Annotated in this window: 14 protein-coding genes, 11 tRNA genes, 3 rRNA genes and 1 pseudogene; 26 read left to right on the top strand and 3 right to left on the bottom strand. The window is 43.5% G+C overall.

Annotated elements, in window-relative coordinates; translation table 11 throughout:
• Positions 1-21: 21 nt before the first annotated feature.
• The 9 genes from N5909_RS01575 to N5909_RS01535 all read left to right on the top strand — a co-directional run bounded on the left by N5909_RS01575 (position 22) and on the right by N5909_RS01535 (position 804).
• A tRNA-Val gene (locus tag N5909_RS01575) sits at positions 22-94 on the top strand.
• A gap of 2 nt (positions 95-96) precedes the next feature.
• Positions 97-169, top strand: a tRNA-Asp gene (locus N5909_RS01570).
• 23 nt (positions 170-192) lie between these two features.
• Positions 193-265: transfer RNA gene (locus tag N5909_RS01565), tRNA-Lys, on the top strand.
• A 5-nt stretch (positions 266-270) separates the two neighbouring features.
• Positions 271-352, top strand: a tRNA-Leu gene (locus N5909_RS01560).
• Between the two features lie 18 nt (positions 353-370).
• A tRNA-Thr gene (locus N5909_RS01555) sits at positions 371-443 on the top strand.
• A gap of 22 nt (positions 444-465) precedes the next feature.
• A tRNA-Gly gene (locus N5909_RS01550) sits at positions 466-537 on the top strand.
• Positions 538-544: 7 nt separating this feature from the next.
• Positions 545-630: transfer RNA gene (locus N5909_RS01545), tRNA-Leu, on the top strand.
• Between the two features lie 11 nt (positions 631-641).
• Positions 642-715 (top strand) — tRNA-Arg (locus N5909_RS01540).
• Positions 716-730: 15 nt separating this feature from the next.
• Positions 731-804 (top strand) — tRNA-Pro (locus N5909_RS01535).
• A gap of 69 nt (positions 805-873) precedes the next feature.
• Here N5909_RS01535 and N5909_RS01530 read toward each other — a convergent pair.
• Positions 874-1,410: pseudogene (locus N5909_RS01530) on the bottom strand (transposase); the annotation flags it as partial.
• A 306-nt stretch (positions 1,411-1,716) separates the two neighbouring features.
• Between N5909_RS01530 and N5909_RS01525 the strand changes: the two are divergent.
• The 6 genes from N5909_RS01525 to N5909_RS01500 all read left to right on the top strand — a co-directional run bounded on the left by N5909_RS01525 (position 1,717) and on the right by N5909_RS01500 (position 6,825).
• Positions 1,717-2,628 carry a DMT family transporter gene (locus N5909_RS01525; RefSeq protein ID WP_271630694.1) on the top strand — a complete coding sequence of 304 codons (912 nt, stop codon included), beginning with the start codon at positions 1,717-1,719 and terminating at the stop codon, positions 2,626-2,628.
• Positions 2,629-2,856: 228 nt separating this feature from the next.
• Positions 2,857-3,555, top strand: a complete 699-nt coding sequence (gene dapD, locus N5909_RS01520; RefSeq protein WP_033681131.1) for a 2,3,4,5-tetrahydropyridine-2,6-dicarboxylate N-acetyltransferase — start codon at positions 2,857-2,859, stop codon at positions 3,553-3,555.
• A 66-nt stretch (positions 3,556-3,621) separates the two neighbouring features.
• The gene (locus N5909_RS01515) at positions 3,622-4,752 is read left to right on the top strand and encodes an N-acetyldiaminopimelate deacetylase (protein WP_033681133.1); all 1,131 of its coding nucleotides are present in this window, start codon (positions 3,622-3,624) and stop codon (positions 4,750-4,752) included.
• Between the two features lie 11 nt (positions 4,753-4,763).
• Complete coding sequence (locus N5909_RS01510) at positions 4,764-5,303, top strand: 5-formyltetrahydrofolate cyclo-ligase (RefSeq protein WP_271630692.1); 540 nt, start codon at positions 4,764-4,766, stop codon at positions 5,301-5,303.
• A complete protein-coding gene (locus tag N5909_RS01505) occupies positions 5,287-5,964 on the top strand; it encodes a rhomboid family intramembrane serine protease (protein ID WP_033681136.1) in 678 nt (225 codons plus the stop codon). The genes N5909_RS01510 and N5909_RS01505 overlap by 17 nt, the downstream gene beginning before the upstream one ends.
• 330 nt (positions 5,965-6,294) lie before the next feature.
• The gene (locus N5909_RS01500; RefSeq protein ID WP_033681138.1) at positions 6,295-6,825 is read left to right on the top strand and encodes an AAA family ATPase; all 531 of its coding nucleotides are present in this window, start codon (positions 6,295-6,297) and stop codon (positions 6,823-6,825) included.
• Positions 6,826-6,965: 140 nt separating this feature from the next.
• On the opposite strand, the gene galU is transcribed toward N5909_RS01500, so the two are convergent.
• Entirely contained in the window at positions 6,966-7,865 is a 900-nt protein-coding gene (galU, locus tag N5909_RS01495) for a UTP--glucose-1-phosphate uridylyltransferase GalU (RefSeq protein ID WP_271630691.1), read from the bottom strand.
• Positions 7,866-7,886: 21 nt separating this feature from the next.
• Positions 7,887-8,903: an NAD(P)H-dependent glycerol-3-phosphate dehydrogenase gene (locus N5909_RS01490; protein WP_225742294.1), complete on the bottom strand. Its 1,017-nt coding sequence runs from the start codon at positions 8,901-8,903 to the stop codon at positions 7,887-7,889.
• A gap of 204 nt (positions 8,904-9,107) precedes the next feature.
• On the opposite strand from N5909_RS01490, the gene patA reads away from it, so the two are divergent.
• From patA to rrf, 11 genes are all read left to right on the top strand, one after another.
• Positions 9,108-10,814, top strand: coding sequence for a multidrug efflux ABC transporter subunit PatA (patA, locus tag N5909_RS01485; RefSeq protein ID WP_271630690.1), 1,707 nt, complete (start codon positions 9,108-9,110; stop codon positions 10,812-10,814).
• Between the two features lies 1 nt (position 10,815).
• Complete coding sequence (patB, locus tag N5909_RS01480) at positions 10,816-12,582, top strand: multidrug efflux ABC transporter subunit PatB (RefSeq protein ID WP_225742292.1); 1,767 nt, start codon at positions 10,816-10,818, stop codon at positions 12,580-12,582.
• 138 nt (positions 12,583-12,720) lie between these two features.
• Complete coding sequence (locus N5909_RS01475) at positions 12,721-13,410, top strand: gamma-glutamyl-gamma-aminobutyrate hydrolase family protein (protein WP_061590510.1); 690 nt, start codon at positions 12,721-12,723, stop codon at positions 13,408-13,410.
• A gap of 170 nt (positions 13,411-13,580) precedes the next feature.
• Entirely contained in the window at positions 13,581-14,930 is a 1,350-nt protein-coding gene (locus N5909_RS01470) for a glucose-6-phosphate isomerase (RefSeq protein ID WP_000018268.1), read from the top strand.
• 130 nt (positions 14,931-15,060) lie between these two features.
• Positions 15,061-16,521, top strand: a complete 1,461-nt coding sequence (gene gltX, locus N5909_RS01465; protein WP_042749935.1) for a glutamate--tRNA ligase — start codon at positions 15,061-15,063, stop codon at positions 16,519-16,521.
• Positions 16,522-16,534: 13 nt separating this feature from the next.
• The gene (locus tag N5909_RS01460; RefSeq protein WP_042749937.1) at positions 16,535-16,969 is read left to right on the top strand and encodes a cytidine deaminase family protein; all 435 of its coding nucleotides are present in this window, start codon (positions 16,535-16,537) and stop codon (positions 16,967-16,969) included.
• Positions 16,970-17,079: 110 nt separating this feature from the next.
• Positions 17,080-17,151: transfer RNA gene (locus N5909_RS01455), tRNA-Glu, on the top strand.
• 240 nt (positions 17,152-17,391) lie between these two features.
• A 16S ribosomal RNA gene (locus tag N5909_RS01450) occupies positions 17,392-18,937 on the top strand.
• Positions 18,938-18,988: 51 nt separating this feature from the next.
• Positions 18,989-19,061, top strand: a tRNA-Ala gene (locus N5909_RS01445).
• Positions 19,062-19,185: 124 nt separating this feature from the next.
• Positions 19,186-22,086: ribosomal RNA gene (locus N5909_RS01440) — 23S ribosomal RNA — on the top strand.
• Positions 22,087-22,162: 76 nt separating this feature from the next.
• Positions 22,163-22,278: ribosomal RNA gene (rrf, locus tag N5909_RS01435) — 5S ribosomal RNA — on the top strand.
• Together the 16S, 23S and 5S rRNA genes with 2 tRNA genes alongside form the textbook arrangement of a ribosomal RNA operon.
• Position 22,279: the final 1 nt, after the last annotated feature.

Below are 22,279 nucleotides of genomic sequence, written 5' to 3'. Positions count from 1 at the left end.
TATGGAAGTCGCTTAGCTCTAGGGAGTTTAGCTCAGCTGGGAGAGCATCTGCCTTACAAGCAGAGGGTCAGCGGTTCGATCCCGTTAACTCCCATAGGTCCCGTAGTGTAGCGGTTATCACGTCGCCCTGTCACGGCGAAGATCGCGGGTTCGATTCCCGTCGGGACCGTTAGAATAACGAAAGTTATTTTAGACTCGTTAGCTCAGTTGGTAGAGCAATTGACTTTTAATCAATGGGTCACTGGTTCGAGCCCAGTACGGGTCATACATGCGGGTTTGGCGGAATTGGCAGACGCACCAGATTTAGGATCTGGCGCTTAACGGCGTGGGGGTTCAAGTCCCTTAACCCGCATTAAGATATAATAAATGAGCCGGCTTAGCTCAGTTGGTAGAGCATCTGATTTGTAATCAGAGGGTCGCGTGTTCAAGTCATGTAGCCGGCATTTTTAGATAGAAGAAAACAGTGCGAACGTAGTTCAGTGGTAGAACACCACCTTGCCAAGGTGGGGGTCGCGGGTTCGAATCCCGTCGTTCGCTTAGAGAGGCCGGGGTGGCGGAACTGGCAGACGCACAGGACTTAAAATCCTGCGATTGGTAACGATCGTACCGGTTCGATTCCGGTCCTCGGCATAAACTAATGAGCACCCTTAGCTCAACTGGATAGAGTACCTGACTACGAATCAGGCGGTTAGAGGTTCGACTCCTCTAGGGTGCATTTTTCTATTTAACTCGGGAAGTAGCTCAGCTTGGTAGAGTACTTGGTTTGGGACCAAGGTGTCGCAGGTTCGAATCCTGTCTTCCCGATTAATTATCTGGATATTTAAGGTATCTTTTTTATTTACTCTTCGTCAACTGTAGTGGGTTGAAGAAAAGCTAAGCTCGAGGAAGGACAAATTTCGTCCTTTCTTTTTTGATATTCTGAGCGATAAAAATCCGTTTTTTGAAGTTTTAAAATTTCCGAAAATCAAAGGCATTGCGCTTGATCAGTTTTATGAGATTATTGGTCGCTTCCAATTTTGCGTTGGAATAGTGTAACTGAAGGGCGTTGATAATCTTCTCTTTATATTTCAGAAAGGTTTTCAAGACAGTCTAAAAAAGAGGATGAATCTTCTTTAGATTGTCCTCAATGAGTCCAAAGAATTTCTTCGGGTTCTTATTCTGAAAGTGGAAAAGCAAGAGTTGATAGAGATGATAGTGGTCTTTCAAGTCTTCGGAATAGCTCAAAAGCTTGTCTAGAATCTCTTTATTGGTTAAGTGCATGCGAAAAGTAGGGCGATAAAAACGCTTATCGCTAAGTTTATGACTATCCTGTTGAATGAGTTTCCAGTAACGCTTGATAGCCTTGTATTCATGAGATTTTCGCTTAAACTGATTCATGATTTGGACACGCACACGCCTTATAGCACGGCTAGGATTTATGGAGTAAAACAGTCCAGTCAACTGTGCTAACTTGAGTCTAGAAATCCGAAAAGTTTTATGGTTATAAGAAGACCACTAAATCACTTAATTGCCTAATCAATTAGAATAAGTTGTTACAACTATATTGGTTATTATAACAAGTGAATTAATGTAAAACTAACGAGACTTACTCTTGTCCAGTGCAGAATTAAATCCTGTCAATAATTATTTATTCAACTTTTTGAGTCAGTGTATTGTAGTCCTAATAACTTTCTATTGCCACTTTTTTCTTTTTTCCTTTCGTGTTACAATAAAGGTATGAATCAGTATCAGAAAAAAATTGTTAAAGGAACCATTTATTCGCTCCTATCCGGCTTAATCTGGGGCATCTGTGGAATTTTAGGAGAGTATTTCTTTACTTATTATCAGGTGTCTTCCGGCTGGATTACCTCTATGCGTTTGACACTGGCAGGGAGTCTTGTTCTCATTTGGTCTACAATGCAATTAAAGTCGCAAGTGCTAGATATTTGGCGAGACAAGAAAAATTATCTACCCTTTTTAGCCTATGCTATTTTGGGAATTTTTTCAGTTCAGTATTTTTTCTATCTCTGCGTAGAATACTCAAATGCAGCGACAGCAACTATTTTACAGTTTATTAGCCCTGTCTTTATCCTCTTTTACAATCGCTTAATTTATAAAAAAAGAGCGTCAAAAAGTGCTATTTTTTATGTTTTGGTTGCCATGCTGGGTGTTTGCTTGATGGCGACTAAGGGAGATCTATCTCAGTTATCTATGACTCCACTAGCCCTTATAACAGGTTTGCTGAGTGCTATGGGTGTTATGTTTAATGTTATCCTACCTCAACCTTTTGCTAAGCGTTATGGTTTTGTTCCCACCGTTGGGTGGGGGATGATTTTGGCAGGTTTATTTAGCAATGTCCTCTCGCCGGTTTACCAGCTTTCCTTTACTCCTGATATTTGGAGTATTTTGATTTGTCTTATCATCGCTTTCTTTGGGACGGCTTTTGCCTTTTTCATTTCAATGAAGGCAGTGTCCTTGGTTTCTCCTTTGGTGGTTTCCGTTATCAGTGCCAGTGAACCTCTCTCTTCGGCTCTCTTGAGTGTTTTATTTTTAGGTTTGATAGTGGATTGGTCCCTTCTTCTAGCGATGGCTCTGATTATTTTACCTATGATTTTCTTATCGATAGAAGAAGCGAAAGAAAGTAAATAAAAAGTCTTTTCTTAATTCTAAAAGTGTGCTATACTAGAATAGTCAATAAAACACGGGGAGATAGTTGTGAAGAGTGTTTTTAGGTTGTATCGGTAGGGGCTTGCTTTTACCGACAGCACGTTTTATCTCACATCCCTAAAAATCATACCTAAAAACAAACAAAAAGGCTTCAAATTTGAGGCCTTTTTTGGTAGAATAGGTATCATTAAAATGAACTAGGAGGCGCCTATGACTGCCACAAAAATGAACGCACAAGAAATTATTCAATTTATCGCCAATGCTGAAAAGAAAACCAGTGTGAAAGTAACCTTTGAGGGACAACTCTCAACTGCTGTACCTAGCTCTGTTGTAAAACTAGGAAATGTCCTATTTGGAGACTGGAAGGACGTGGCTCCGCTTCTCGATGGTTTGGTAGAAAATCAAGATTATGTTGTTGAGCAAGATGCTCGTAATTCTGCAGTTCCTTTGCTAGATAAACGTGATATCAATGCTCGTATCGAGCCAGGTGCTATTATCCGTGATCAAGTTGAAATTGGTGATAATGCTGTTATCATGATGGGGGCTGTTATCAATATTGGTGCTGAAATTGGTGCAGAAACTATGATTGACATGGGGGCTATCCTTGGCGGCCGTGCTATTGTCGGGAAAAACAGTCACGTTGGTGCAGGTGCAGTTTTGGCAGGTGTGATTGAGCCAGCTAGTGCAGAACCAGTCCGTGTCGGAGACAATGTTCTAATTGGTGCCAATGCAGTGGTTATCGAAGGAGTTCAAATCGGTAGTGGTTCAGTTGTCGCTGCAGGAGCTATCGTTACTCAAGATGTCCCAGAAAACGTAGTAGTAGCAGGTGTTCCAGCTCGTATTATCAAAGAAATTGATGCCCAAACCCAACAAAAAACAGCGCTAGAGGATGCGCTTCGTACCTTGTAATGGTAAAAGAAAAATAGAGGCGGGACCCTTTTCCAGCCTCTTTCTGCTATATAGGAGGACAGATAGATGTTAGATTTGATTCAGACTAGACGAGATTTGCACCAAATTCCAGAGATTGGCTTGGAGGAGTTCAAGACTCAGGTTTATTTGTTGGATGTGATTGAGAAATTGATTGAAGGTAAGGAGTTTGTTCAAGTTCGTACTTGGCGGACAGGTATTTTGGTTTACTTGCAGGGAAGTCAGCCAGAGCGTACTATTGGTTGGAGAACAGATATTGATGGCCTGCCTATCGTCGAACAAACAGGTCTTCCTTTCGCTTCCCAGCACCAAGGTCGTATGCACGCTTGTGGCCATGATTTCCACATGACTATTGCTTTGGGCTGTCTTGAGCGAGCCCTTGAGGAGCAACCAAAGAACAATCTGCTCTTTCTGTTTCAGCCTGCTGAAGAAAATGAAGCTGGTGGCATGCTCATGTATGAGGATGGCGCTTTTGGAGACTGGTTGCCAGACCAGTTTTATGGACTTCATGTTCGGCCAGATTTGAAGGTTGGTCAGATTGCGACCAATACTCATACACTCTTTGCAGGGACTTGCGAGGTGAAGATTCGTTTCAAAGGCAAAGGAGGACACGCAGCCTTTCCACATGAAGCTAATGACGCCTTGGTGGCGGCTAGTTACTTTGTGACCCAGGTGCAGTCAGTTGTCAGCCGCAATGTTAATCCAATCGAGGGAGCAGTGGTGACCTTTGGTCTTTTCCAAGCCGGAACAACCAACAATGTCATCACAGAAACAGCCTTTTTACATGGAACTATTCGGGCCTTAACTCAGGATATGAGTCTCTTGGTGCAAAAGAGGGTCAAAACAGTTGCAGAAGGGGTTGCAGCAGCCTTTGGTATGGAAGTCGAAGTGGAACTCAAACAAGGTGGTTACCTGCCTGTTGAGAACCATCCAGCCTTGGCGCGTGAACTGATGGACTTCTTTGAAGAAAAAGATGGAATCGAGTTGATTGATATCGAGCCTGCTATGACAGGTGAAGACTTTGGTTATCTCCTTTCAAAAGTTGATGGCGTTATGTTCTGGCTTGGTGTAGGTAGTCCCTATGCCCTTCATCACCCTCAGATGAATCCTAAGGAAGAAGCCTTAGCTATTGGGGTGGACGCGGTCTCTAGTTTCCTGAAAAAGAAGGCGACAGAGTAGAGGGCTTGTCTATGAAATCGGAATTACGTAAGCAAGTCTTGCACGAAATGAAGGCTTTACCTCTAGAGAAAAAACAGTTTATAGACCAAGCTTTAACCGAGCGATTGTTACAACACCCCTTCTACCAAGAAGCCAAGGTCATTGCAACCTACCTTTCTTTTTCGCACGAATTTCAAACGCAGGGATTGATTGAGCAGGCGCTGAAGGACGGCAAGAAGGTTTTGATACCCAAAACTTATCCCAAGGGGCGCATGGACTTTGTAGTCTATGATTCGCAGCAGTTGGTAAAGACTTCCTTTGGCTTACTGGAGCCACAAGGGAACTTAGAAGTTGTGGAGGCATCTCAGATTGATTTGATTCATGTTCCCGGCTTGGCTTTTACGACCAAGGGATATCGGATTGGATACGGTGGAGGTTATTATGATCGCTATCTGGAACATTTTTCTGGTCATAGTTTGAGTACGGTTTATCCTTGTCAAGTTCAGGACTTTATCCCTGAAAAGCATGATATTCCTGTTCAGGAGGTATTAACTGATGAAGGAAATCTTTGATAGACGTTATCCTGTGACGAGTTTCTTCCTTTTTGTGACGGCCTTGGTGTTTCTACTAATGCTGGTCACTACGGGCGGAAACTTTGATAGAGCAGATACCCTATTTCGATTTGGAGCCATGTATGGCCCTGCCATTCGTCTCTTTCCCGAGCAAGTTTGGCGTCTCTTCTCTGCCATATTTGTTCATATTGGGTGGGAGCATTTCATTGTCAATATGCTTTCTCTCTATTATCTTGGTAGGCAAGTAGAGGAAATTTTCGGATCCAAGAAGTTTTTCTTTCTCTATCTTTTATCAGGAATGCTGGGCAATCTCTTTGTTTTTGTATTTAGTCCCAAATCCTTAGCTGCAGGAGCCTCTACTTCTCTCTATGGACTATTTGCTGCGATTATCATTCTTCGCTATGCAACTCGCAATCCTTATATCCAGCAGTTGGGCCAATCTTATCTGACACTTTTTGTGGTTAACATTATTGGAAGTGTTCTGATTCCAGGAATCAGCCTAGCAGGTCATATCGGGGGAGCAGTTGGTGGAGCATTTCTAGCAATTATCTTTCCAGTTAGAGGAGAAAGACGGATGTATAGCGCTAGTCAGAGGTTAGGAGCGGTAGTCTTTTTCGTAGGACTCGCAGTGTTACTTTTCTACAAGGGAATGGGGTTGTGACGACTAATATGTAAACTTGAATAAGAAAAAAGCTACTTAAAAAATGAGTAGCTTTTAATGTGGGTTGGAACCATTCGAAACAAACAGCTCTAAAAATAAGTCTTTGTGTGTAGATGATTTGAGAAAGTGAGCGCCCATTTTATCGCGAAGAAGTCATTTGTAAATAAGGTTTTTTGCAGAAAATTGAGAATGGTGTGCTTTTTTATTTCTTTTGTATCGTAAGTTTCTAGAATATAGTGTTGTATCAGTCTTGTTATATATTTTAAAAATAGAAAATGTTATAATATTAGAAATTGGTTGAAGAATTATTAGAATAAAAGAGGTGTAAAGTTGGAAAATTGTGTTTACATTATTTCAGGCCCCCCAGGCGTTGGGAAAAGTACTGTTAGTAAAGAGTTAGCTTATTCTTTTGATAAAAGTGCAGTTATAGAGGGGGATTTGATTTATTTAATGATTAAAGGAGGACTCGTGGCTCCTTGGGAAGATGATGGTTATTACATGGATTTATTTTGGGATAATATCATCAGTCTGATCAATAATTTCATCGACCGAGGCATTACCGTTGTGATAGAATATGTCATTTTTGAAGAGCAACTAAAGAAAATTGCAACCTTCTTAAAAGAAAAACAAGTTGCCCTAAAATATTGTGTCTTAATGGCCGAAGAAAAAAACTTGAAAGATAGGGATGATTCTCGAAAAGAAATTGAAAGAGTGGGCAACTTATCAATACAAGCAAGAAGTGAGTTTCTAGCTAAAAATAAGGAGAAGGAAAAACATTTTCTGTATACAGATGATTTAGACGTCCCCAAAATAGCAAATATCATTAAAACTTCAAATCGATTTTTGATTGAAAATCTGTAATCCATCATTAAGGACCGAAGTTGAGTTGGTAGATTTAGAGACATATCTCATAAATCTTTAAATTGTATGTAAATTTGTAAAATAATTAAGTCTCCAGAGTCAACTTGCTGGAGACTTAATTTATTAACTGGAAACTAATTCTATTCCCCCTCGGATAATTCTTTTCCCAATTGGATGAGGTAATCTTTCAAGTCATCTTTGACTTGTGGGTGCTTGAGGGCATAGTCAATAGATGTTTTCATAAAGCCAAACTTATCCCCAACGTCGTAACGAGCTCCTGTAAATTCACGGGCGAAAACACGTTGTGTTTTATTAAGTGTATCAATAGCGTCGGTAAGCTGGATTTCATTTCCAGCACCGGGAGCTTGATTTTCGAGGATATCAAAAATTTCTGGTGTGAGCAGATAGCGTCCGATGATTGCCAAATCACTTGGAGCCTCTTCTGGAGCTGGTTTTTCAACGAAAGTTTCGACACTGTAGAGACCATTAATCCCTTCACCCTGAGGAGCGATAACTCCATATGCTGAAACGTCTTCATGAGGGACAGGCATAACAGCAATTGTTGATGCGTGAGTCGACTCGTAATCATTCATCAATTGTTTTGTCAAAGGTACAGCGTTGTCATCTGTGATATCCATTAGGTCGTCACCAAGCATGACAACGAAGGGTTCATTCGCCACAAAAGCTTTTGCTTGTAAGACAGCATCGCCAAGACCACGAGGATGGCTTTGACGGATAAAGTGAAGGCGAATGCCAGTTGTTTCGTCGACTAATTTTAGCAAGTCATGTTTGCCTTTTTCTTTGAGGTTGTACTCAAGCTCAAAGTTTGAGTCAAAGTGGTCTTCAATAGAACGTTTTGATTTACCAGTGACAACCAGAATATCTTCAATACCTGATTTAAGAGCTTCTTCTACGATGAATTGGATAGTTGGTTTGTCCACAATTGGCAACATTTCTTTAGCAAGTGCTTTGGTTGCTGGTAAAAATCGAGTCCCGAGTCCGGCGGCAGGGATGACTGCCTTTCTAACTTTTGATGTCATAAGAATCCTTTCTTTAGAGGGTTAAGACCACTCATTTTCTGCTTTAAATTCATTGTTCATGATGTCATAAATGGCATCTTTGATATTGGTTCCGTGGTAGATAACTTGGTAAATGGCTTGTGTAATGGGCATATAGACTCCAAGTTCTTGCGCTAGTTCATAGGCTGCTCGAGTCGTTGAAATTCCTTCGATTACCATGCCCATATTAGCTTCGATATCAGCTAGAGATTCTCCACGACCAAGAGCATCTCCGGCTCTCCAGTTACGAGAGTGGATGGAGGTTCCCGTTACGATCAGGTCTCCTACACCAGATAAGCCACTATAGGTCAATGGATTGGCACCGAGTGCTACTCCTAAGCGGGTAATTTCTGCTAGGCCTCGAGCGATGATGGCTGCCTTAGCGTTGTCACCAAATCCTAAACCATGTAAGGCTCCAGCACCGACAGCGATAATGTTTTTAAGAGCACCAGCGGTTTCAACTCCGATAACATCCGTATTAGTATAAAGTCGGAAGTAGTGATTACTAAAGAGCTCTTGAGCGTATTGAGCGGTTTGTAAATCTTTAGAAGCAGCAGTGATTAAAGTTAGGTCACGCACAATGGTTTCTTCTGCATGACTAGGTCCTGAAACAACGACAATATCACTGCGGAGATGTTCAGGAATTTCTTCTTCAAGGATAGTTGATAATCGTTTATGGCTATCAGGTTCTAATCCCTTTGATGCGTGCATGACGATAGCCTTATGGTCCAAGGTTTTTGCAACTTGTTGGGCAACAAGTCGTGTCACTTTTGTTGGGACAACAAACAAAATCGCATCCACATCTTTCAATGTTTCTGCTAAGTCAGTGTAGGCAATGATATTTTCATCTAGAACGACATCTTTAAAGTAGTGCTTGTTAGTATGATAGGTATTAATTTCATTGATTTGCTCGGGAATGTTTCCCCAAATACGTACCTCGTGTCCATTGTCATTTAAGACTTGTGAAAGGGCAGTTCCCCAAGAACCAGGCCCCAAGACGGCGATGGTTTGTTTTTTCATATTCCCCTCCTTTATAACCTTCTTTTTACTATTTTACCATAAAAACCTTTATCATGCATTACTGTAGATGAAAGCGCACTAATTTGTATCAAGGAGACTTCTTTGACAAGTTTCAACTTTTTTGCTAGAATAACATCACACAAACAGAATGAGAAGGAGCTGACGCATTGTCGCTCCCTTTTGTCTATTTTTTAAGGAGAAAGTATGCTGATTCAGAAAATAAAAACCTACAAGTGGCAGGCCTTAGCTTCGCTCCTGATGACAGGCTTGATGGTTGCTAGTTCACTTTTGCAACCGCGTTACCTGCAGGAAGTGTTAGACGCCCTCCTTGCTGGGAAATATGAAGCTATCTATAGTATAGGGGCTTGGTTGATTGGTGTGGCCGTGGTCGGTCTGGTTGCTGGTGGGCTCAATGTTGTCCTTGCAGCCTATATTGCCCAAGGAGTTTCATCTGACCTTCGAGAGGATGCCTTCCGTAAAATCCAAACCTTTTCTTATGCTAATATTGAACAATTTAATGCGGGAAATTTAGTCGTTCGAATGACAAATGATATCAACCAGATTCAGAACGTCGTCATGATGACCTTCCAAATTCTTTTCAGGCTCCCCCTCTTGTTCATCGGTTCGTTTATCTTGGCGGTTCAAACCTTACCTTCTCTGTGGTGGATGATTGTTCTCATGGTAGTCTTGATTTTTGGTTTGACTGCTGTCATGATGGGAATGATGGGGCCTCGTTTTGCCAAGTTTCAAACCCTTCTTGAACGCATCAATGCCATTGCCAAGGAAAATTTGCGTGGCGTTCGTGTGGTCAAGTCCTTTGTCCAAGAAAAAGAGCAATTTGCTAAGTTTACGGAGGTTTCAGACGAGCTTCTCGGTCAAAATCTTTACATCGGTTATGCCTTTTCAGTAGTGGAACCTTTCATGATGTTGGTCGGTTATGGGGCGGTATTCCTCTCTATTTGGCTAGTTGCAGGGATGGTTCAGTCGGATCCGTCAGTTGTTGGCTCCATTGCTTCCTATGTCAATTACCTAAGCCAGATTATCTTTACTATTGTTATGGTTGGATTTTTAGGGAATTCTGTCAGTCGTGCTATGATTTCCATGCGTCGTATTCGAGAAATTCTAGACGCAGAGCCAGCCATGATCTTCAAGGATGTGCCAGATGAAGAGTTGGTCGGAAGTCTTAGCTTTGAAAATGTAACCTTTACCTATCCAATGGACAAGGAACCGATGCTGAAAGATGTGAGCTTTACTATCGAACCTGGTCAAATGGTTGGCGTAGTTGGAGCAACTGGTGCAGGAAAATCAACCTTGGCTCAATTGATTCCACGTCTCTTTGACCCGCAGGAAGGGGCTATCAAAATCGGAGGCAAGGATATTCGAGAAGTGAGTGAAGGGACCCTGCGTAAAGCTGTCTCTATCGTTCTCCAACGTGCCATTCTCTTTAGTGGGACGATTGCTGATAACTTGAGGCAGGGCAAAGGAGATGCCACTCTATTTGAAATGGAGCGAGCAGCCAATATTGCTCAAGCCAGTGAATTCATTCATCGTATGGAAAAAACCTTTGAAAGTCCAGTTGAGGAACGGGGAACCAATTTCTCTGGTGGACAAAAGCAAAGGATGTCGATTGCGCGTGGGATTGTCAGCAATCCACGTATTCTGATTTTTGACGATTCGACCTCGGCCTTGGATGCCAAGTCAGAGCGCCTGGTTCAAGAAGCCTTGAATAAGGACTTGAAGGGGACGACAACCATTATCATCGCGCAAAAGATTAGCTCGGTTGTCCATGCAGACAAGATCTTGGTACTGGATCAAGGACGATTGATTGGTCAAGGTACGCATGCAGACTTGGTTGCCAACAATGCTGTTTACCGTGAAATCTACGAAACACAGAAAGGAAAGGAGGAGTAAAATGAAGACAGTTCAATTTTTTTGGAATTATTTTAAAGTCTATAAGCTATCATTTGTAGTTGTTATCCTGATGATTGTTCTGGCAACTCTTGCCCAAGCCCTCTTTCCGGTCTTTTCTGGACAAGCAGTGACGCAGCTAGCTAATTTAGTTCAAGCTTATCAAAATGGCAATCCAGAACTTGTTTGGCAAAGCCTATCAGGAATCATGGTCAATCTTGGCCTGCTGGTTTTGGTTCTCTTTATCTCCAGTGTCATATACATGTGTCTTATGACGCGCGTGATTGCAGAGTCGACAAACGAGATGCGCAAAGGCCTCTTCGGTAAGCTTTCTCGGTTAGCGGTTTCTTTCTTTGACCGCCGACAAGATGGCGATATCCTGTCTCGTTTTACCAGTGATTTGGATAATATCCTCCAAGCCTTTAACGAAAGCTTGATTCAGGTCATGAGCAACATCGTTCTATATATTGGTCTGATTCTTGTCATGTTTTCGAGAAATGTGACGCTGGCTCTCATCACCATTGCCAGCACACCAGTTGCCTTCCTCATGCTGATTTTCATCGTAAAAATGGCACGCAAATACACCAACCTCCAGCAAAAAGAGGTAGGGAAGCTCAACGCCTATATGGACGAGAGTATTTCAGGCCAAAAAGCTGTCATTGTGCAAGGGATTCAAAAGGATATGATGGCAGGGTTTCTTGAACAAAATGAGCGCGTGCGCAGGGCAACCTTTAAAGGAAGAATGTTCTCAGGAATTCTTTTCCCTGTCATGAATGGGATGAGTCTGGTCAACACAGCCATCGTTATCTTTGCTGGTTCGGCCGTTCTATTAAACGATAAGACTATTGAAACAAGTACAGCCCTAGGTTTGATTGTTATGTTTGCACAATTTTCACAGCAGTACTACCAGCCTATTATTCAAGTTGCGGCTAGTTGGGGAAGCCTTCAGTTAGCCTTTACAGGTGCTGAACGAATTCAGGAAATGTTTGATGCAGAGGAAGAAATTCGACCTGAAAAGGCGCCGACCTTTACTAAGTTGCAAGAAGGTGTTGAAATCAGTCATATTGATTTTTCATACTTACCTGATAAACCTATTTTGAAAGATATCAGCATTTCTGCCCCTAAAGGCCAGATGACTGCAGTTGTTGGGCCAACAGGTTCAGGGAAAACGACTATTATGAACCTCATCAATCGCTTTTATGATGTTGATGCTGGTGGTATTTATTTTGATGGTAAAGACATCCGTGACTACGACTTGGATAGCCTCAGAAGCAAGGTAGGAATTGTTTTGCAGGATTCGGTCTTATTTAGTGGAACGATTCGAGACAATATCCGTTTCGGTGTGCCAGATGCTAGTCAAGAAATGGTTGAGGCAGCAGCCAAGGCAACCCACATTCACGACTATATCGAAAGCTTACCTGATAAATACGATACTCTTATCGATGATGACCAGAGTATCTTCTCAACTGGGCAAAAGCAATTGATTTCTATCGCTCGAACCTTGATGACAGATCCAGAAGTTCTCATTCTAGATGAAGCAACTTCAAACGTAGATACGGTGACAGAAAGTAAGATTCAGCATGCCATGGAGGCAGTTGTAGCAGGTAGAACCAGTTTTGTCATTGCCCATCGTTTGAAGACCATCCTCAATGCAGACCAGATTATTGTGCTTAAAGATGGAGAAGTCATTGAACGCGGTAACCACCATGAACTCTTGAAACTAGGTGGATTCTATTCAGAACTTTATCACAATCAATTTGTCTTTGAATAAGAAAGAAGTTGTCCTATGTGGGCAGCTTTTTCTTGTCCATAAAAAATATTTATCACAGCCTTAAAAAAAACATATTAGACGAAAGTCATTTTGAGTGATATGATAGGACTATCGTTAATATTCGAAAGGAGAGGCATCATGGCTAGAACGGTTGTAGGAGTTGCTGCAAATCTATGTCCCGTAGACGCAGAAGGTAAAAACATTCACTCATCTGTATCTTGTAGATTCGCAGAGAGCATTCGTCAAGTCGGTGGTCTCCCTTTAGTCATTCCTGTTGGTGATGAGTCAGTTGTACGCGATTATGTGGAAATGATTGACAAACTCATTTTGACAGGAGGCCAAAATGTTCATCCTCAGTTTTATGGAGAGAAAAAGACCATCGAGAGCGATGATTACAATCTAGTCCGTGACGAATTTGAATTGGCTCTCTTGAAAGAAGCGCTTCGTCAGAATAAACCAATTATGGCAATCTGTCGCGGTGTCCAACTTGTCAATGTTGCCTTTGGGGGAACCCTCAATCAAGAAATTGACGGTCACTGGCAAGGCCTACCTTTCGGAACATCTCATTCTATTGAGACAGTAGAAGGAAGCGTAGTGGCTAAGCTATTTGGAAAAGAAAGTCAGGTCAACTCCGTCCATCGTCAAAGTATTAAAGATTTGGCACCTAATTTCCGTGTAACTGCTATTGATCCAAGAGACCAGACCATCGAAGCGATTGAGTCTATCGATGAGCACCGCATTATCGGTTTGCAGTGGCATCCAGAGTTTCTGGTTAATGAAGAAGATGGCAATTTAGAATTATTTGAGTATTTATTGAATGAACTGTGACGACTGGGACATCTGGTCGTTCTTTATTTTATTTTTTCAAAATTTTTGGAATGTGGCATTTTTACGCAAACGTTTGAATTCTGATAAAAATTGGAGAAATTCGACAAAAAAACTTGAAAAAAACGAAGGTAAGCGTTATGATAGAAAAGAAGAAATATTGGAGGAATAACATGTCACATATTAAATTTGATTATTCAAAAGTTTTAGACAAATTTGTTGCACCACATGAAGTGGAATACATGCAATCACAAGTAACAGCAGCAGATGAATTGATCCGTAAAGGAACTGGTGCTGGTAGTGACTTCTTGGGATGGTTGGACCTTCCTGAAAACTACGACCGCGAAGAATTTGACCGCATCTTGAAAGCTGCTGAGCAAATCAAGTCAGACAGCGATGTTTTGGTTGTAATCGGTATCGGTGGATCTTACCTTGGTGCCAAAGCAGCAATCGACTTCTTGAACCACCACTTTGCAAACTTGCAAACAAAAGAAGAACGCAAGGCTCCACAAATCCTTTACGCAGGAAACTCAATCTCATCTACTTACCTTGCTGACTTGGTAGAGTACGTAGCTGATAAAGATTTCTCAGTAAACGTGATTTCTAAATCAGGTACAACAACTGAACCAGCTATCGCTTTCCGTGTCTTCAAAGAACTTTTGGTTAAGAAATACGGTCAAGAAGAGGCTAACAAACGTATCTACGCAACAACTGACCGCCAAAAAGGTGCTGTTAAGGTTGAAGCAGATGCTAACGGTTGGGAAACATTTGTTGTTCCAGATGACATCGGTGGACGCTTCTCAGTATTGACAGCAGTTGGTTTGCTTCCAATCGCAGCATCAGGAGCTGACATCAAAGCCCTTATGGAAGGTGCGAATGCGGCTCGCAAAGACTACACTTCAGATAAAATCTCTGAAAACGAAGCTTACCAATACGCAGCAGTTCGTAACATTCTTTACCGTAAAGGCTATGCAACTGAGATCTTGGTAAACTACGAGCCATCACTTCAATACTTCTCAGAATGGTGGAAACAATTGGCTGGTGAATCAGAAGGAAAAGACCAAAAAGGTATCTACCCAACTTCAGCCAACTTCTCAACTGACTTGCACTCACTTGGTCAATTTATCCAAGAAGGAACTCGTATCATGTTTGAAACAGTTGTCCGTGTTGACAAACCTCGTAAAAACGTGATTATCCCTAGCTTGGAAGAAGACCTTGATGGACTTGGTTACCTTCAAGGAAAAGACGTTGACTTTGTAAACAAAAAAGCGACTGATGGAGTTCTTCTTGCCCACACAGATGGTGATGTACCAAACATGTACGTGACCCTTCCAGAGCAAGACGCTTTCACTCTTGGTTACACAATCTACTTCTTCGAATTGGCTATCGCTCTTTCAGGTTACTTGAATGCTATCAACCCATTTGACCAACCAGGTGTTGAAGCTTACAAACGTAACATGTTTGCCCTTCTTGGAAAACCAGGATTTGAAGAATTGAGCAAAGAACTTAACGCACGTCTATAATAATAGAAGAAAAGAGTGGTTTGCCCACTCTTTTTACTCTCTTTATTCATAGAAATTGGACTCAGCCAAGACTTGTGATATAATATAGAGAGCAAAAAGGCAGACGCCTAGAGACTTTATAGGAGAAACTATGTCAAAAGATATCCGCGTACGTTACGCACCAAGTCCAACAGGACTACTACACATCGGGAATGCCCGTACAGCGTTGTTCAACTACTTGTATGCACGTCATCATGGTGGAACTTTTATCATTCGTATCGAAGATACTGACCGTAAACGTCATGTCGAGGATGGTGAACGTTCACAACTTGAAAACCTTCGCTGGTTAGGCATGGATTGGGATGAAAGCCCAGAAACACATGAAAAATACCGCCAGTCTGAGCGTTTGGACTTGTATCAAAAATACATCGACCAACTGTTAGCTGAAGGAAAAGCCTACAAATCTTACGTTACAGAAGAAGAGTTGGCAGCTGAACGCGAACGCCAAGAAGCAGCTGGCGAAACACCACGCTACATCAATGAATACCTTGGTATGAGTGAAGAAGAAAAAGCAACTTACATCGCAGAACGTGAAGCAGCAGGGATCATCCCAACTGTTCGTTTGGCTGTCAATGAGTCAGGTATCTACAAGTGGCATGATATGGTCAAAGGTGATATCGAATTTGAAGGTGGCAATATCGGTGGTGACTGGGTTATCCAAAAGAAAGACGGCTACCCAACTTACAACTTTGCCGTTGTTATCGATGACCACGACATGCAAATCTCTCATGTAATCCGTGGAGATGACCACATTGCTAATACACCAAAACAGCTTATGGTTTATGAAGCGCTTGGTTGGGAAGCACCAGAGTTTGGTCACATGACCTTAATCATCAACTCTGAAACTGGTAAAAAATTGTCTAAACGTGACACCAACACCCTTCAGTTTATCGAAGACTACCGTAAAAAAGGTTATTTACCAGAAGCAGTCTTTAACTTTATTGCTCTTCTTGGTTGGAACCCAGGTGGCGAAGATGAGATTTTCTCTCGTGAAGAACTCATTAAACTTTTCGATGAAAACCGCCTCAGCAAGTCACCAGCAGCCTTTGACCAGAAGAAACTAGACTGGATGAGCAATGACTATATCAAGAATGCAGACCTAGAAACTATCTTTGAGATGGCAAAACCATTCTTAGAGGAAGCAGGCCGTTTAACTGACAAGGCTGAAAAACTAGTTGAGCTCTATAAACCACAAATGAAATCAGTAGATGAGATTATTCCATTGACAGATCTTTTCTTCTCAGATTTCCCAGAATTGACAGAAGCAGAGCGTGAAGTCATGGCGGGTGAAACAGTCCTAACAGTTCTTGAAGCCTTCAAGGCAAAACTTGAAGCGATGACAGATGATGAATTTGTAACAGAAAATATCTTCCCACAAATCAAAGCTGTTCAAAAAGAAACAGGTATCAAAGGGAAAAATCTCTTCATGCCTATTCGTATCGCTGTTTCAGGTGAAATGCATGGACCAGAATTACCAGATACAATTTTCTTGCTTGGACGTGAAAAATCAATCCAGCATATCGAAAATATGTTAAAAGAAATCTCTAAATAAGAAGGATGTAATAATGGACATCTGGGAAAAGATGTACGAAGAGGCACAGAAATTGTATAATCCACATGAAGTATCTGATTTTGTTTATGCTAATCATGTCGTTGCCGCAGTAGAAGCAGAAGATGGACAAATATTTACAGGTTTCTGCATGGAGGGAACTTGTGGTGTTTTCCATCTCTGCGCAGAGCGGGCGGCTCTCTTCAATATGTACCAATTTTCAGGACAAACTAAGGTTAAAAAAGTATTAGCCTTTCGAGACAAACCACCTTATGGTGGAAGTTCCGGTATGCCTTGTGGCGCTTGCAGAGAATTCCTCTTAGAGTTGAACGCTGAAAATAAAGATGCAGAATTCATGATGGACTATAATATAAGAAAAACAGTTAAAGTTGCAGAACTAATGCCCTATTGGTGGGGAGAAGAACGTGCTTCTAAGTTTAATAATCAATAGAAGAGTCAGTATAATTCTGGCTCTTTTTACTTAATTTGAAAAAAGATAAAAAAGGTGTTGACAAAGGTGAAAAAGTCTGTATAATAGTAAGAGTTGAAAATAACAACTCAGGTCCGTTGGTCAAGGGGTTAAGACACCGCCTTTTCACGGCGGTAACACGGGTTCGAATCCCGTACGGACTATGGTGTATTGTGGTTGAAGCACTTGATGAAAAAAGTTAAAAAAGTTTCAAAAAAGTGTTGACAAGCGAAAGCGGCTGTGATATACTAATATAGTTGTCACTTGAGAGAAGCGAGTGACAAAGACCTTTGAAAACTGAACAAGACGAACCAATGTGCAGGGCACTACAACAATTGTTGTAGTACTGAACAATGAAAAAACAATAAATCTGTCAGTGACAGAAATGAGTGAGAACTCAAACTTTTAATGAGAGTTTGATCCTGGCTCAGGACGAACGCTGGCGGCGTGCCTAATACATGCAAGTAGAACGCTGAAGGAGGAGCTTGCTTCTCCGGATGAGTTGCGAACGGGTGAGTAACGCGTAGGTAACCTGCCTGGTAGCGGGGGATAACTATTGGAAACGATAGCTAATACCGCATAAGAGTAGATGTTGCATGACATTTGCTTAAAAGGTGCAATTGCATCACTACCAGATGGACCTGCGTTGTATTAGCTAGTTGGTGGGGTAACGGCTCACCAAGGCGACGATACATAGCCGACCTGAGAGGGTGATCGGCCACACTGGGACTGAGACACGGCCCAGACTCCTACGGGAGGCAGCAGTAGGGAATCTTCGGCAATGGACGAAAGTCTGACCGAGCAACGCCGCGTGAGTGAAGAAGGTTTTCGGATCGTAAAGCTCTGTTGTAAGAGAAGAACGAGTGTGAGAGTGGAAAGTTCACACTGTGACGGTATCTTACCAGAAAGGGACGGCTAACTACGTGCCAGCAGCCGCGGTAATACGTAGGTCCCGAGCGTTGTCCGGATTTATTGGGCGTAAAGCGAGCGCAGGCGGTTAGATAAGTCTGAAGTTAAAGGCTGTGGCTTAACCATAGTACGCTTTGGAAACTGTTTAACTTGAGTGCAAGAGGGGAGAGTGGAATTCCATGTGTAGCGGTGAAATGCGTAGATATATGGAGGAACACCGGTGGCGAAAGCGGCTCTCTGGCTTGTAACTGACGCTGAGGCTCGAAAGCGTGGGGAGCAAACAGGATTAGATACCCTGGTAGTCCACGCCGTAAACGATGAGTGCTAGGTGTTAGACCCTTTCCGGGGTTTAGTGCCGTAGCTAACGCATTAAGCACTCCGCCTGGGGAGTACGACCGCAAGGTTGAAACTCAAAGGAATTGACGGGGGCCCGCACAAGCGGTGGAGCATGTGGTTTAATTCGAAGCAACGCGAAGAACCTTACCAGGTCTTGACATCCCTCTGACCGCTCTAGAGATAGAGCTTTCCTTCGGGACAGAGGTGACAGGTGGTGCATGGTTGTCGTCAGCTCGTGTCGTGAGATGTTGGGTTAAGTCCCGCAACGAGCGCAACCCCTATTGTTAGTTGCCATCATTCAGTTGGGCACTCTAGCGAGACTGCCGGTAATAAACCGGAGGAAGGTGGGGATGACGTCAAATCATCATGCCCCTTATGACCTGGGCTACACACGTGCTACAATGGCTGGTACAACGAGTCGCAAGCCGGTGACGGCAAGCTAATCTCTTAAAGCCAGTCTCAGTTCGGATTGTAGGCTGCAACTCGCCTACATGAAGTCGGAATCGCTAGTAATCGCGGATCAGCACGCCGCGGTGAATACGTTCCCGGGCCTTGTACACACCGCCCGTCACACCACGAGAGTTTGTAACACCCGAAGTCGGTGAGGTAACCGTAAGGAGCCAGCCGCCTAAGGTGGGATAGATGATTGGGGTGAAGTCGTAACAAGGTAGCCGTATCGGAAGGTGCGGCTGGATCACCTCCTTTCTAAGGATAAGGAACTGCGCATTGGTCTTGTTTAGTCTTGAGAGGTCTTGTGGGGCCTTAGCTCAGCTGGGAGAGCGCCTGCTTTGCACGCAGGAGGTCAGCGGTTCGATCCCGCTAGGCTCCATTGGTGAGAGATCACCAAGTAATGCACATTGAAAATTGAATATCTATATCAAATAGTAACAAGAAAATAAACCGAAAACGCTGTAGTATTAATAAGAGTTTATGACTGAAAGGTCAAAAAATAAGGTTAAGTTAATAAGGGCGCACGGTGGATGCCTTGGCACTAGGAGCCGAAGAAGGACGTGACAAACGACGATATGCCTTGGGTAGCTGTAAGTAAGCGATGATCCAGGGATTTCCGAATGGGGGAACCCAACAGGTACTACCTGTTACCCGCATCTGTTAAGGATGTGAGGAGGAAGACGCAGTGAACTGAAACATCTAAGTAGCTGCAGGAAGAGAAAGCAAAAGCGATTGCCTTAGTAGCGGCGAGCGAAACGGCAGGAGGGCAAACCGAAGAGTTTACTCTTCGGGGTTGTAGGACTGCAATGTGGACTCAAAGATTATAGAAGAATGATTTGGGAAGATCAGCCAAAGAGAGTAATAGCCTCGTATTTAAAATAGTCTTTGTACCTAGCAGTATCCTGAGTACGGCGGGACACGTGAAATCCCGTCGGAATCTGGGAGGACCATCTCCCAACCCTAAATACTCCCTAGTGACCGATAGTGAACCAGTACCGTGAGGGAAAGGTGAAAAGCACCCCGGGAGGGGAGTGAAATAGAACCTGAAACCGTGTGCCTACAACAAGTTCGAGCCCGTTAATGGGTGAGAGCGTGCCTTTTGTAGAATGAACCGGCGAGTTACGTTATGATGCGAGGTTAAGTTGAAGAGACGGAGCCGTAGGGAAACCGAGTCTGAATAGGGCGCCTTAGTATCATGACGTAGACCCGAAACCATGTGACCTACCCATGAGCAGGTTGAAGGTGCGGTAAGACGCACTGGAGGACCGAACCAGGGCACGTTGAAAAGTGCTTGGATGACTTGTGGGTAGCGGAGAAATTCCAAACGAACTTGGAGATAGCTGGTTCTCTCCGAAATAGCTTTAGGGCTAGCGTCGACATTAAGATTCTTGGAGGTAGAGCACTGTTTGGGTGAGGGGTCCATCCCGGATTACCAATCTCAGATAAACTCCGAATGCCAATGAATTATGGTCGGCAGTCAGACTGCGAGTGCTAAGATCCGTAGTCGAAAGGGAAACAGCCCAGACCACCAGCTAAGGTCCCAAAATAATTGTTAAGTGGAAAAGGATGTGGGGTTGCACAGACAACTAGGATGTTAGCTTAGAAGCAGCTATTCATTCAAAGAGTGCGTAATAGCTCACTAGTCGAGTGACCCTGCGCCGAAAATGTACCGGGGCTAAAACAATTTACCGAAGCTGTGGATACCTTTATAGGTATGGTAGGAGAGCGTTCTATGTGTGATGAAGGTGTACCGTGAGGAGTGCTGGAACGCATAGAAGTGAGAATGCCGGTATGAGTAGCGAAAGACAGGTGAGAATCCTGTCCACCGTAAGACTAAGGTTTCCAGGGGAAGGCTCGTCCGCCCTGGGTTAGTCGGGACCTAAGGAGAGACCGAAAGGTGTATCCGATGGACAACAGGTTGATATTCCTGTACTAGAGTATGTAGTGATGGAGGGACGCAGTAGGCTAACTAAAGCAGACGATTGGAAGTGTCTGTCTAAGCAGTGAGGTGTGATATGAGTCAAATGCTTATATCTGTAACATTGAGCTGTGATGGGGAGCGAAGTTTAGTAGCGAAGTTAGTGACGTCACACTGCCAAGAAAAGCTTCTAGCGTTTAAACATACTCTACCCGTACCGCAAACCGACACAGGTAGTCGAGGCGAGTAGCCTCAGGTGAGCGAGAGAACTCTCGTTAAGGAACTCGGCAAAATGACCCCGTAACTTCGGGAGAAGGGGTGCTGACTTTACGTCAGCCGCAGTGAATAGGCCCAAGCAACTGTTTATCAAAAACACAGCTCTCTGCTAAATCGTAAGATGATGTATAGGGGGTGACGCCTGCCCGGTGCTGGAAGGTTAAGAGGAGTGCTTAGCGTAAGCGAAGGTATGAATTGAAGCCCCAGTAAACGGCGGCCGTAACTATAACGGTCCTAAGGTAGCGAAATTCCTTGTCGGGTAAGTTCCGACCCGCACGAAAGGCGTAATGATTTGGGCACTGTCTCAACGAGAGACTCGGTGAAATTTTAGTACCTGTGAAGATGCAGGTTACCCGCGACAGGACGGAAAGACCCCATGGAGCTTTACTGCAGTTTGATATTGAGTGTCTGTACCACATGTACAGGATAGGTAGGAGTCTAAGAGATCGGGACGCCAGTTTCGAAGGAGACGTTGTTGGGATACTACCCTTGTGTTATGGCCACTCTAACCCGGATAGGTGATCCCTATCGGAGACAGTGTCTGACGGGCAGTTTGACTGGGGCGGTCGCCTCCTAAAAGGTAACGGAGGCGCCCAAAGGTTCCCTCAGAATGGTTGGAAATCATTCGCAGAGTGTAAAGGTATAAGGGAGCTTGACTGCGAGAGCTACAACTCGAGCAGGGACGAAAGTCGGGCTTAGTGATCCGGTGGTTCCGTATGGAAGGGCCATCGCTCAACGGATAAAAGCTACCCTGGGGATAACAGGCTTATCTCCCCCAAGAGTTCACATCGACGGGGAGGTTTGGCACCTCGATGTCGGCTCGTCGCATCCTGGGGCTGTAGTCGGTCCCAAGGGTTGGGCTGTTCGCCCATTAAAGCGGCACGCGAGCTGGGTTCAGAACGTCGTGAGACAGTTCGGTCCCTATCCGTCGCGGGCGTAGGAAATTTGAGAGGATCTGCTCCTAGTACGAGAGGACCAGAGTGGACTTACCGCTGGTGTACCAGTTGTCTTGCCAAAGGCATCGCTGGGTAGCTATGTAGGGAAGGGATAAACGCTGAAAGCATCTAAGTGTGAAACCCACCTCAAGATGAGATTTCCCATGATTTTATATCAGTAAGAGCCCTGAGAGATGATCAGGTAGATAGGTTAGAAGTGGAAGTGTGGCGACACATGTAGCGGACTAATACTAATAGCTCGAGGACTTATCCAAAGTAACTGAGAATATGAAAGCGAACGGTTTTCTTGGTTTGAATAGATATTCAATTTTGAGTAGGTATTACTCAGAGTTAAGTGACGATAGCCTAGGAGATACACCTGTACCCATGCCGAACACAGAAGTTAAGCCCTAGAACGCCGGAAGTAGTTGGGGGTTGCCCCCTGTGAGATATGGAAGTCGCTTAGCT

The sequence above is a fragment of the Streptococcus gwangjuensis genome, assembly GCF_028156745.1.
In the GTDB taxonomy this organism is placed as follows: Bacteria; Bacillota; Bacilli; order Lactobacillales; family Streptococcaceae; genus Streptococcus; species Streptococcus gwangjuense_A.
The sequence above is the reverse complement of the archived record's forward strand: the minus strand, read 5'-3'. Positions and strand labels throughout refer to the sequence as shown.